At 57.4% G+C, this 10,828-nt stretch carries 13 protein-coding genes; 8 read left to right on the top strand and 5 right to left on the bottom strand.

The window, feature by feature from the left end:
- Positions 1 to 166: 166 nt before the first annotated feature.
- A complete protein-coding gene (locus VGK48_14180; protein ID HEY2382322.1) occupies positions 167 to 1,063 on the bottom strand; it encodes a hypothetical protein in 897 nt (298 codons plus the stop codon).
- A 643-nt stretch (positions 1,064 to 1,706) separates the two neighbouring features.
- On the opposite strand from VGK48_14180, the gene VGK48_14175 reads away from it, so the two are divergent.
- The 3 genes from VGK48_14175 (at position 1,707) to VGK48_14165 (ending at position 3,441) form a co-directional block, all read left to right on the top strand.
- Positions 1,707 to 2,336, top strand: coding sequence for an IS3 family transposase (locus tag VGK48_14175; GenBank protein ID HEY2382321.1), 630 nt, complete (start codon positions 1,707 to 1,709; stop codon positions 2,334 to 2,336).
- Positions 2,333 to 2,479 carry a DDE-type integrase/transposase/recombinase gene (locus VGK48_14170; protein HEY2382320.1) on the top strand — a complete coding sequence of 49 codons (147 nt, stop codon included), beginning with the start codon at positions 2,333 to 2,335 and terminating at the stop codon, positions 2,477 to 2,479. Before VGK48_14175 ends, VGK48_14170 begins: the two co-directional genes overlap by 4 nt.
- Before the next feature lie 92 nt (positions 2,480 to 2,571).
- The gene (locus VGK48_14165) at positions 2,572 to 3,441 is read left to right on the top strand and encodes a TIGR03435 family protein (protein HEY2382319.1); all 870 of its coding nucleotides are present in this window, start codon (positions 2,572 to 2,574) and stop codon (positions 3,439 to 3,441) included.
- 47 nt (positions 3,442 to 3,488) lie between these two features.
- On the opposite strand, the gene VGK48_14160 is transcribed toward VGK48_14165, so the two are convergent.
- The 4 genes from VGK48_14160 to VGK48_14145 form a co-directional block, all read right to left on the bottom strand.
- Positions 3,489 to 3,980, bottom strand: coding sequence for a hypothetical protein (locus VGK48_14160; protein ID HEY2382318.1), 492 nt, complete (start codon positions 3,978 to 3,980; stop codon positions 3,489 to 3,491).
- Positions 3,958 to 4,512 (bottom strand): sigma-70 family RNA polymerase sigma factor, encoded by a 555-nt coding sequence (locus tag VGK48_14155; GenBank protein HEY2382317.1) that lies wholly within the window; start codon positions 4,510 to 4,512, stop codon positions 3,958 to 3,960. Before VGK48_14155 ends, VGK48_14160 begins: the two co-directional genes overlap by 23 nt.
- A gap of 546 nt (positions 4,513 to 5,058) precedes the next feature.
- Complete coding sequence (locus VGK48_14150) at positions 5,059 to 6,147, bottom strand: iron-containing alcohol dehydrogenase (protein HEY2382316.1); 1,089 nt, start codon at positions 6,145 to 6,147, stop codon at positions 5,059 to 5,061.
- A complete protein-coding gene (locus VGK48_14145; GenBank protein ID HEY2382315.1) occupies positions 6,147 to 6,443 on the bottom strand; it encodes a putative quinol monooxygenase in 297 nt (98 codons plus the stop codon). The genes VGK48_14150 and VGK48_14145 overlap by 1 nt, the downstream gene beginning before the upstream one ends.
- 35 nt (positions 6,444 to 6,478) lie before the next feature.
- Here VGK48_14145 and VGK48_14140 point away from each other — a divergent pair, with 35 nt between their 5' ends.
- The 5 genes from VGK48_14140 (at position 6,479) to VGK48_14120 (ending at position 10,821) form a co-directional block, all read left to right on the top strand.
- A complete protein-coding gene (locus VGK48_14140) occupies positions 6,479 to 7,381 on the top strand; it encodes a sugar phosphate isomerase/epimerase (GenBank protein HEY2382314.1) in 903 nt (300 codons plus the stop codon).
- Positions 7,382 to 7,386: 5 nt separating this feature from the next.
- On the top strand, positions 7,387 to 8,190 hold the full coding sequence (locus VGK48_14135) for a hypothetical protein (protein HEY2382313.1): 804 nt from the start codon (positions 7,387 to 7,389) through the stop codon (positions 8,188 to 8,190).
- 134 nt (positions 8,191 to 8,324) lie between these two features.
- Positions 8,325 to 8,798, top strand: a complete 474-nt coding sequence (locus VGK48_14130; GenBank protein HEY2382312.1) for a helix-turn-helix transcriptional regulator — start codon at positions 8,325 to 8,327, stop codon at positions 8,796 to 8,798.
- Positions 8,795 to 9,367, top strand: coding sequence for a hypothetical protein (locus tag VGK48_14125; GenBank protein ID HEY2382311.1), 573 nt, complete (start codon positions 8,795 to 8,797; stop codon positions 9,365 to 9,367). Before VGK48_14130 ends, VGK48_14125 begins: the two co-directional genes overlap by 4 nt.
- Positions 9,364 to 10,821 carry an SPFH domain-containing protein gene (locus tag VGK48_14120; protein ID HEY2382310.1) on the top strand — a complete coding sequence of 486 codons (1,458 nt, stop codon included), beginning with the start codon at positions 9,364 to 9,366 and terminating at the stop codon, positions 10,819 to 10,821. Before VGK48_14125 ends, VGK48_14120 begins: the two co-directional genes overlap by 4 nt.
- The last annotated feature ends 7 nt before the right edge of the window (positions 10,822 to 10,828 follow it).

Here is a 10,828-nt window from a genome sequence, read left to right as displayed (position 1 = left end):
GGGCTCAGGACGACGGCGCGCGCCTCATTGCTGATCTGTTCCACCACATGTTTCAGCACGGCTGACTTGCCGACGCCGGATGCGCCCCTGATCTCGACGTAGCGGCCCATGTCCATCGCTGCTTGGACTTTCGCAACATATGCGGCACGGTCAAGGTGGACGGAACCTACCTGGCTGGATATATCCTGCAAAGCGCCCGAGGACGCTTCCTGAAGTGCGGCGCGGGCGTTGTGAAGCTGCTCTCTCCGGCAAACCCGTAGTGATATTCGTTTACCAGCGTTTCGCGAACCTGCGTCCTTGTCTTTTCGCCGCCTTTCGAGGCGCTTTCTAGAGTCAAACCGACGAGCGTCTGCCAAAAAGCGCCGGCTTTGCCGGCCTCCTCCGGAGCCAACAACACGCCGCAACGCACGCGTACAAGAATTTCCGTTGCTGACCCTTCCTGATTGAAATCGAACACAAGGATTTGGAAACGTCGCAGAATGCGCCAGACGGCTGCGTCGTCGTGCGGCGAGCCTGCCAGTTTCAGGTTCGCGCGGAAATTCTCAACGAACTTGCGCATGTCGCTGTTGGCAAGTCGTTTCTGGTTGAGACGCTTGAAAAACGTCTCTGCTGAACCAAGTTCCCGCACCCATGACAGCACTTCCTGGTAGCTGCGTTCGATCTTCGTTGACGTCCGTTCCGTTGCGACGGCAAGCTCGTAATGCTGCGTGTCAAATTCCGGCTTGGCCGCGGCCCTTGCGACTTGAGCGACAAGTGCCCGGAAGACAGAGTCGCTCGCGGTGAAATCGATGGTTCTCTTGACTTGTACTTCAAGCACGGCTGGATTGGCTTGTGCATCGGTCGCGTGGACGATCACGTCGTCAAGGGGGCGCTCGGAAGCCCGCTGGAATTCGATCCCGGTCACGGTTGTGCCTGGCAACCCTCGCGGCTCCCCCCCGGCAAGCATGGAAAGAAGATAATATGCGCCGACCTGCCCCTCGAAGAGCGGACCGGCCGGCCCTGTGGCAGCGGGACTCGCCTCAACGGAACTATGAATCTCCGAAGCTTGCGGCATTTCGCTCATTACTTCAACATCCTCTATACTTTTTCCCGCGCGCTTGGACGTTGCCGAGTCAAGACGTGCTTCGGTGCGGGCCTGTTCATTCCGTCGAATTACCGCGTGATTTCAGCTTACCGCCGCCACGCATATATTCTGTAATCTCGACCGCCCTAATGAATTCAGGCAGCGTACCTTGCATTTTGTGCGGACGTCAATGTCTGCGGCAGCCAGAGGGCGCGTGGTGGGAAGTAAAAAGCGAAGACCCTAAAGACATCCTCCCTCAAACGTTGGTTGGCGGACCTTCTTCGGTCCTTCTTGCGTTTAGTGTTTCAGGCGAACTGGAGTTAACGTGGGTTGAATGATTATTTCAATAAGATCCGCGATGTCTTTTCTCTGCGACACGCTCGAAAAGGTCAGAGAAGTCTCGGCAACTCATGCAGAATATTTATTCCTTCCGGCTGCAGTACTCCGCGCGCATTATACAGCGTGCAGCGCCCTCAACGCCTGCTTCACCACATCTGCAACCGTGTCCCTGCTAATCCCGCGCCGTTTGCAGTAATTCGAATCAATCCAGAGGGAAAGGTTCTTTCTTCCCTTGCTGGATGAAGTGGACCCCAAAAACTGGACAGGAACCTAAGGTGGATTTCCGCTGCTCTAAGGAGAGAGCATGGGAAGACAGCGGAAGCAGTACACCGGAGCGTTCAAGGCGAAGATCGCGGTGGAGGCGATCAAAGGTCAGCGGACGGTTCAGGAGTTGGCGACGGCTCACGGCGTTCATCCAAATCAAATTACAACTTGGAAGAAACACTTGCAGGAGGCGGCCGAGGATCTTTTTTCTGGAGCTCGCGAACGGCGCGACGTGGCAGATGAACAGGAGAAGGACGAACTCTACCGGCAGATCGGAAAGTTGCAGGTGCAATTTGGTTGCAAAAAAAGTCGGGGATCTTGCGGCGATAGAGGAGAAGCGGCAATGGATCGAACCAAATCACCAGGAATTGAGCATCGTCGAGCAGTGCGATTTGGCGGGGCTGGCGCGATCCAGCTTGTACTACAAATCCTTGGGCGAAAGCGCCGAGGATTTAGAGTTGATGCGGCGGATCGACGAGCAGTATACGAAGACGCGTTCTACGGCAGCCGGCGGATGACGTTCGAACTGGGCAAGCAGGGCGGGATGGTCAATCGCAAGCGAGTGCAACGGCTGATGCGACTCATGGGCTTGGAGGCGATCTATCCGAAGCCGCGGTATCGACAGCACATCCAGGACACCGGATCTATCCGTACCTGTTGCGTGGCGTGAAAATCGAACGGCCCAATCAGGTCTGGAGCACAGACATAACGTATATTCGGCTGCGTGGCGGCTTCGTCTACTTGGTGGCGGTCATCGACTGGTACAGCCGCTACGTGCTGTCCTGGGAAGTTTCGGTGACGGTTCACGCGTGAAATTATCTCACCTTCCTCTACGAATGCTTTTTACTTCCCACCACACGCCTTCCCGCGGCAGACTCTTGGTCAGTATTCCGTTGGAGCACAGCATGAGATGGATTGCGGTGATAGTCGCATTCTTAATGGCCGCTATAGCGGCGGTGGCACAGACGCCAGCGCCCTGGCCGAAGCCGTCATTTGAAGTGGCAAGCATTAAGCCCACCACCGCGCGAGGGCCGGTAAATACGTCCCCTGGCGGCGAGTATGTCGCTGCGGGCCAACCGCTGAAGGCATTGATTGCACTTTCACACCGAATAAGGGGTTTTCAGGTGCTCGGTGGACCGGCCTGGGTCGGCACAGACTTGTGGGAGATTCAAGCAAAAGCGCCCGAGGGCAGAGTTCCGGCCCGCTCCACGCAACGAGACCTGAACAAGCCGGATGTGATGGATCTCATGCTCCAGTCCCTCCTGGAAGACCGTTTCCAACTGAAGTTGCATCAAGAGACAAGACAGCTTCCAGTTTATGAACTTGTAGTGGCCAAGGGCGGCCCAAAGCTCACTCTTTCGGAGAATCAAGGCCCCATTCTTCCACGCGATCCATCAGCCCCAATTCGACGCCAGCCGAATGGCTTACCGGAAATGATAAGGGGCATGTACAGTATTGGCGGTTTTGGTACGGTTCCGGGTGGCAGGAAGTTCGAGGGAAAGGCCATCGCTTTATCCGCCTTGATAAACCAGCTGATCGGCATGATGAATAGACCCATCATTGATAAAACCAATCTTACGGGTCTGTATGACATCAAGCTGGAATGGATACCCGATAACCTGCAAGCCACACCAGGAGGCCCCCCGGCACCGGACAGCGAAGGGCCAACCCTGACGACAGCGATACAGGAACAATTGGGCTTGCGACTGGAATCCACCAAAGGTCCCGTTGAAGTAATCGTGATTGACTCCGTCCAGCGCCCCACGGAGAACTGAACATGCGCTTCACCCCCCTGTTTGTCACGGCCCTTCAAACTTTTTTGCTATTCAAAATCCGCGAGTGCTTCGACCAGGCGCCTGGCTCCGGTTTTTACTGAACTCAGCATACGTTTGCCTTCTGCCGTGATGCTGAAGACCAACTGGGGCTCGTCATAGCCTTCCATTTGCACCGGCCTCGACGAAATCAGCTGTCCGCGCTCCAGACGGTCGAGGGATATAAAGACCGCTCCGGTATCGACGACGTGGGAGGTCAGATCGCTGACCTTCTCGTCAATCCCCAGGCTGGTGCCCTCTCCATGAAACAGATAAACCGCCGTCAGGACGAGTTGATCGACATGCGCGAGCGCTACGAACTTCGTGACGTCGGGCACGAGCTTGGAACTGGTGAAATTATCCAGAGCCTCCTGCAAGGTACGCCGCTGTTTCACCAGCAACAGGAAACGGTCGCGCGCCGCAACGACTTCATCGCTCTTGGAGCGCGGAAAATATCTCCTCAGGATTTCATCGAACTCTCTACTCTTTTTCCAACCGAACATGTTTCTCCTTCCTGCCGCCTCTTAACTTTCTCAACTTGTCCCGCGCCCGGCTCAAAATCATGGCGATCTTCGAACGGGAGCCGCCCACCATGACCGCAATTTCCGCGTCGCTCATACCGCCTTCCGCGTGAAGCCTGACGATATCGGCGACACCTCGATCCAGATTGCCCATCAGATGCTCCACCTCGTGGACCGCATTCTGGTTCGCCTGCTCGCTGCGGGGCTCCCGGATTTCGAGCTGCTCGACTCCCCGGTTTTCCCTGCGGCTTTTCCGCGTCCGTCTCCAGTCATGACACGCATTGATCACGGTCCTGTAGAGGTAGCCCTTCGGGTCCCTCCAGACATCCGGCGGAAGCTTGGAATCGATGAGCTTTAAGTACAAGTTTTGAATCACATCCTGGGCATCTTCCGTGTTCCTGAGAGATTTCCGGGCCGCGCGAAACATGAAATCGTAGTGCTCGACGAACACGTCCTCGGTTGTTCGTCCGCCACGGCCATCCTTTGTTTCCTCTCCATCCATTCCGGTGCTCATCTGCCCTTCATCAGGTACAACGTTTCGGACCCCCCTGTTTGTCACAGGTGGCAAAGATTTTTTTCGAAAGCCGCAAGTGATTGTTAAATATACCTGGCGAGCCGACTTTGGAAGGCAGAAGGGCCAAGCACTTTGTCGCGGGACGACAAAGTCCTGGGACGCGTCCAAGCATTTTGTCGTCCCGCGACAATCTCCTGGGCCGCATCCAAGCACTTTGTCGTCCCGCGACAATCTCCTGGGCCGCGTCCAAGCACTTTGTCGTCCCGCGACAATCTCCTGGGCCGCGTCCAAGCACTTTGTCGTCTCACGACAATCTCCTGGGACGCGTCCAAGCACTTTGTCGTCTCGCGACAATCTCCTGGGCCGCGTCCAAGCACTTTGTCGTCCCGCGACAATCTCCTGGGACGCGTCCAAGCACTTTGTCGTCCCGCGACAATCTCCTTGGACACGTCCAAGCACTTTGTCGCCCCGCGACAATCTCCTGGGACACGTCCAAGCACTTTGTCGTCGCGCGACAATCTCCTGGGACGCGTCCAAGCACCAGTTCTATAACGAATCCTTCAGTATCCGTTCCAACTCCGCATCGGTAAGCGTGATGGGATTGAAATTCATGCTGCCCGCCCGGGAACCGGCAATCACAGCGGAAAACTGATCTTGCGAGAGTCCGAAGGCTGCCAGTGACGGCACGCCGAGGTCGGCGCGGAGGCGGCCCAGATCCGGGACATCCCGCAGCGCTGCAGTAATCTCGTCATAACGGGCCAGCGCGGGACTATCGGGCAACCGCTCGCGGAGCGCCTGGATGTTTGTCCGCATCGTTGCAGTGAGAAGGCACGCGCAACCCATGCCGTGCGGAACGGAAAAGCGGCCGCCAAGCGGAGCCACGAGACCATGTACGGCGCCGAGGCCGGCATTGGCGAGAACGATTCCGCCCCAGAAGCTGGCCAGGGTCATCGCTTCAACATCGGGGTTCCCTCGGGACAGACCGGTGAGCCCCTTCGCTGCCAGCACGATTCCCTGGAGCGCCAGCGCATCGGTGGTCGGCTGCGCGCCGATCGACACATAGGCTTCGATCAAATGGGTCAGTGCGTCCAGCCCGGCTGAAGCAGCCACGGGAAGCGGACAGCTTTCCGAAAGCTGCGGATCGATGAGCGCCACGCGTGGAACCATGTATTCGCTGCGCAGGCTGCGCTTCACCTTCAGGTCCGGAACGCGAAGAACGGCATTGCGAGTCGCTTCGGAACCGCTGCCGGCCGTCGTCGGAACCGCAATGAAAGGCAGCGACGGACGTTCGAGAACGCGGCCGCGCCCGACGCCTTCGAGATAATCCAACGCCTCACCGCCGTTCGCCGCGAGAGCTGCGGCGGCCTTCGCCGTGTCCAGGACACTTCCGCCGCCGATGGCGACCACCACATCGCAACCGGATTCGCGGCAAATCTTCGCGCCTTCGTCGGCGGTCGCAATTTCCGGTTCGCCGTGCACCACCCAGCGAACCGAATCGCCAAGTGCAACAGGCGCCGGCCTGGCTCCCGTCACAACGAATGCGCGCCTGCCGAAACGCGCAACGATCTCCGGCAGTTTGCAGACTTCGCCTTTGCCGAAATGAACCTCTTGCGGAACGCGAAGCGTGAACGCCATCAGGAATAGGGTTCAGGCAGAACGCTGATAAAACGTTCACTCACGCGAGGCGTTACAAGCAATCCTTCGATCTCCGCGCGCCATTTCGCATAGTGCGCCGTGGCCTGATGAGCTTTCACCCCGGCGTCATCCCGATACACCTCATAGAGGCGAAACAGCGTGGGACTGTCGACGGAACGAACAACATCAAACCGCAGATTGCCAGGCTCTTTCCTCGATTCTGCCGCGTTGAACGACACCAGTTTCAGAAACTCGTCGACGCGTTCGGTCTTTACCTCGAGACGAACAATAATCATGTGCATAGATTTTGCAGGATGGTATATTGCCGCGCATGATTTCCAGAAGAAAAATGCTCATGGCTCCACTTGCGATACCGCTGGCGGCACTGGGACAAACCGCGCCCTCCGGCAAAATGCTGCTCTCCATTCACCAGAATACGTCTCGATCGGCGGGATATCGAAAGTCTCTCGAGGGTTGGGCAAAGGCCGGCATCAAGTACGTTGAACTGACGGACACCATGCTCGACGGCTTTCTGAAAACGGACAGCCTCGCTACCGCCAAACAGGTTGTGACGGATCTCGGGCTGACAGCGGTCTCGTCGGCTGCGGTCCTCCCGGACTTATGGGTACCGGGACCCGCGCGAGCGGCTTCTCTGGAAACCTGGAAGAAACGCTGCGAGCAGTTCTCGACGATCGGCTTGCAGAAGATCTACTGCCCGTCTGTGACGAACCGGAAAGTGACCACCGAGGATTTTAAAGCGACCCCGGATTGCATCCGCGAAGCAGGCGAAATCGCGAAACAGTACAACCTCACGGCGATGATCGAGTTTGCCCGCACCTCCACGCACATCGCGACTCTCAGCACGTCGCTGAAGATGATCCGCGAAGCCAATCATCCCAACGTGCGGCCGATGCTGGACTTTTTCCACTTCTGGTCGGGGATGAGCAAGTTCGAAGACCTCGATACCATCCAGCCCGGCGAACTCGCCCACGTCCACTTTCAAGACATTCTGGATACGCCGCGCGAAATCATCGACAACAATGGAAGAGTCATCCCCGGAGACGGCAAGGCTCCCATCGTTGCAATACTCAAGAAGCTTTCGGAAAAGCAGTACCGTGGAGCTTTATCGGTCGAACTCTTCCTCGCAGAGCTGACGCAGGGCGATCCTTTTGACGTAGCGACGCAGATCAAACAGAAGTGTGAAAAGGTAATGCGGCAGGCCGGAGTTCTTTGATCAGCATGCGCCGTCTTATCTCGATCGGAATCGCAATTCTGGGTGCTTGCCTGTCGGCTCAAGCGCAGTGGCCGGACTTTCCCACTCCTGACGCTCCGCGCACTCCAGACGGCAAGGTTAATATGACCGGACCCGCCCCGCGCCTCGATGGAAAGCCAGATCTTTCGGGAATCTGGCAGGTCGAAGCGGAACCCCGCGGTCCCGGACTGTTCGGTTTAGGCGAATCCGCAAACTCAAAATACTTTCGAGATATTCTTTCGGACTTTCAACGCGGCCAGGAGCCGCTCACGCCGGAAGGCGCGGATATGTTGCGGCGGAACACGCAACCGGGAGTGATCGGCCCGAGCCTGAAGTGCATGCCCGATGGGGTACCTCATGCCGATCTGCTCCCCGAGCCGTTCAAGATCGTGCAGACCCCGCGCGAAGTCCTGATGCTGTACGAAGTGGAAACGATCTTCCGCCAGATCTTCATGGACGGCCGCAAACTTCCCGACGATCCCGCCTCTGCCTGGCTCGGCTATTCGATCGGCAAATGGGACGGGGACACTCTCATTGTAGACAGCATGGGCTTCAACGATCATACCTGGCTGGATGCCCGAGGCCACGGACACTCCGAGGACATGCGCGTCCAGGAGCGGTTTCACCGCCGCGATTTCGGTCACCTGGAAGTCACCGTGACGATTACCGATCCGAAAGTATTCACCAAACCATTCACCATCAGCTTTGTCGAACGACTCCTTCCCGATACCGATGTGTTCGAACACATCTGCGCCGAAAACGAAAAGGACGCCGCCCGTATAGGTAAATAGAAAAGAAGGAACACAAGAAGCACAAGAGGCACAAGAAAGAGTCGTTCTTCTTGTGCTTCTTGTGCTTCTTGTGTTCCTTTCTTTTTTTCTTGCATCGTATTGCAATATGCAATATACATATTGCTATCTGACATATGACACTTGGTGAAAAACTTCGCTACCTTCGGCAAATGGAGGGCACCCTTCGCGGCCTGGACCGTGAGATGACGCAGCAGGAAGTCGTTCGGGCGATCAAGCAGGAACGGCGGGGCTCGATCAGCCAGTCGTATCTGTCGCAGATCGAAAGCGGCAGCCGGCGGCATCTGACGAACGACACGAGGCTGCTGTTGTCGGCGTTCTTCAAGGTGCATCCGGGATATCTGGTCGATGATCCGGATGGCTTTCATACGGAGTTGATGTCGGACTTGCGGACCGAGGAGCAGAGCCTGGATCTCTGGCTGATCAACGGAGCGGAAACGTTCCGGGAGGATCCCGAATTGTGCGACGCGATGTTGAAGATCGCGCGTCACGACGATTCGAGGAAGTGCTTCATCCTGCTGGCGGAGATCCTGGACACGCCGGGGCTGGCGGACCGGCTGCTGCAGGTTCTGAAGGAGCAGACAACATGAACTGGGCGGATTTTTATCTTTTCTGTTTCATCGTTGGGTTTGCGTTGAGCGCGATTTCCGTCCTCGGTGGCTTCCTGCACCTGCCGCACGGGCATGGCCATCTGCATATCGGGCACGGCGGCGGAGCAGCTTCGAAGGGAATATCGGCCTTCAACCTCTCGACCATCACTGCATTTCTGGTGTGGTTTGGCGGAGTCGGATACCTGCTGACCAGATTCTCGGGGCTGTGGCTGTGGCTGGCCCTGATGATCGCGGTGGGCTCCGGACTGGCGGCAGGCGCGGTGGTATTTGTTTTTTTCGCGAAAGTACTGCTCGCCGATGAGAAGCCCCTGGATCCGGCGGACTACGACATGATCGGCGTTCTGGGCCGCGTCAGCTTCCGCATCCGCGAAAGCGGGATAGGGGAGATTGCATTTTCGCAGGCGGGCGCCCGCCGCAGTGCGGCAGCCCGAAGCGATGACGGCAGCGCAATCGAAAAAGATGCGGAAGTCATCGTTACCCGCTATGACAAAGGCGTCGCCTACGTCCGCCGCTGGGACGACTTAACTGATTCAAAGGAGAGTTTATGAACGTCACTGCAAACGTGATGGTTATCGGTGTTCTGATGGTGCTGGCCCTGGTATTTGTGATGTCCATGCTGGCGAAGCTTTATCGCAAAGCCGGACCGCATGAAGCGCTCGTTGTCTATGGCTTCGGCGGCACACGAATCATCAAAGGCCACGGAACCGTGATCCTTCCAATGCTCCAGATCTGCCGGGGCCTGTCGTTGGAACTGATGTCCTTTGATGTGGCGCCCCAGCAGGACCTCTATACGAAGCAAGGCGTCGCCGTCACCGTCGAAGCGGTGGCGCAAATCAAGGTGAAATCGGATCCGGAATCGATCCAGACCGCGGCCGAACAGTTTCTGACCAAGGGACCGGCCGAACGCGAAGGATTGATCCGCCTGGTCATGGAAGGACACCTCCGCGGAATCATCGGCCAGTTGACGGTTGAAGAGATCGTCAAACAGCCCGAGATGGTTGGCGAACGGATGCGGTCCACCTGTGCGGAGGACATGAACAAGATGGGCCTGGAAGTCATCTCGTTCACGATCAAGGAAGTCCGCGACAAAAACGAATACATTACAAACATGGGCCGGCCCGATATCGCACGCATCAAACGCGATGCCGACGTCGCGACAGCCGAAGCCGAGCGCGATACAGCAATCAAGCGCGCCGAAGCGCAACGCGCAGCCGCCGTGGCGAAAGCTCAGGCAGACCAGGAACGGGTATTGGCGGAAACGCTTTCGGCCGCGAAACAGGCCGAAGCGCAGCGCGACCTCGACGTCCAGAAAGCCGCATTCAAAGAAATGACCACGAAGCAGCAGGCGCAAGCCGACAAAGCCTACGAACTGCAGACGAACATCATGCAGCAGCGGATCACGGCGGAATCGGTGAAGATCCGGCAGATCGAAAAGGAACAGGAGATCAAGGTTCAGGAAGCCGAAATTCTCCGCCATGAAAAGGAACTGATTGCCCAGGTGTTGAAGGGGGCCGAGGTCGAGAGGCAACGGATCGAGACTCTGGCAGCGGCCGAGAAAATGCGTTTGACCATGGAAGCCGAAGGCCATGCCGCTGCGACGCGCCAGCAGGGTGAAGCGGACGCCGAAATCATCTTCAAGAAAGGTGAAGCCGAAGCGAAAGCGATGAACGTCAAGGCCGAGGCCTATCAGGAATACAACCAGGCGGCTGTTGTCGACAAGTTGATCACCGGTCTGCCCGAGATCGTGAGGGCGCTTGCCGCTCCGCTTTCGAACGTCGACAAGATCACCATTGTTTCCACTGGAAACGGAACTTCGGCCGGAATGAACAAAGTCACCGGCGATATGGTCAGCATGGCGGCGCAGATCCCCGCCCTCTTCGAAACGCTGTCCGGCATGCAGATGTCTGAACTCTTTTCGAAGATTCGCGGAATCGGCGAGGCGCCCAAGCCCGACGGCAACGCCCCAGGGAACGCTGCCGGCGCGGCGGCTGGACAAAGTTAATAAGCAA

Source organism: Terriglobia bacterium (assembly GCA_036496425.1).
GTDB lineage: Bacteria > Acidobacteriota > Terriglobia > 20CM-2-55-15 > 20CM-2-55-15 > 20CM-2-55-15.
Note: the sequence above shows the minus strand (reverse complement) of the source record. Positions and strands in the feature narration are given on the sequence as shown.

Bases quoted from the DNA above. Each gene is read 5' to 3' on its own strand.
- VGK48_14180 (HEY2382322.1), bottom strand. From the start codon at position 1,063: ATGAGCGAAATGCCGCAAGCTTCGGAGATTCATAGTTCCGTTGAGGCG.
- VGK48_14175 (HEY2382321.1), top strand. From the start codon at position 1,707: ATGGGAAGACAGCGGAAGCAGTACACCGGAGCGTTCAAGGCGAAGATC.
- VGK48_14165 (HEY2382319.1), top strand. From the start codon at position 2,572: ATGAGATGGATTGCGGTGATAGTCGCATTCTTAATGGCCGCTATAGCG.
- VGK48_14160 (HEY2382318.1), bottom strand. From the start codon at position 3,980: ATGTTCGGTTGGAAAAAGAGTAGAGAGTTCGATGAAATCCTGAGGAGA.
- VGK48_14155 (HEY2382317.1), bottom strand. From the start codon at position 4,512: ATGAGCACCGGAATGGATGGAGAGGAAACAAAGGATGGCCGTGGCGGA.
- VGK48_14150 (HEY2382316.1), bottom strand. From the start codon at position 6,147: ATGGCGTTCACGCTTCGCGTTCCGCAAGAGGTTCATTTCGGCAAAGGC.
- VGK48_14145 (HEY2382315.1), bottom strand. From the start codon at position 6,443: ATGATTATTGTTCGTCTCGAGGTAAAGACCGAACGCGTCGACGAGTTT.
- VGK48_14140 (HEY2382314.1), top strand. From the start codon at position 6,479: ATGATTTCCAGAAGAAAAATGCTCATGGCTCCACTTGCGATACCGCTG.
- VGK48_14135 (HEY2382313.1), top strand. From the start codon at position 7,387: ATGCGCCGTCTTATCTCGATCGGAATCGCAATTCTGGGTGCTTGCCTG.
- VGK48_14130 (HEY2382312.1), top strand. From the start codon at position 8,325: ATGACACTTGGTGAAAAACTTCGCTACCTTCGGCAAATGGAGGGCACC.
- VGK48_14125 (HEY2382311.1), top strand. From the start codon at position 8,795: ATGAACTGGGCGGATTTTTATCTTTTCTGTTTCATCGTTGGGTTTGCG.
- VGK48_14120 (HEY2382310.1), top strand. From the start codon at position 9,364: ATGAACGTCACTGCAAACGTGATGGTTATCGGTGTTCTGATGGTGCTG.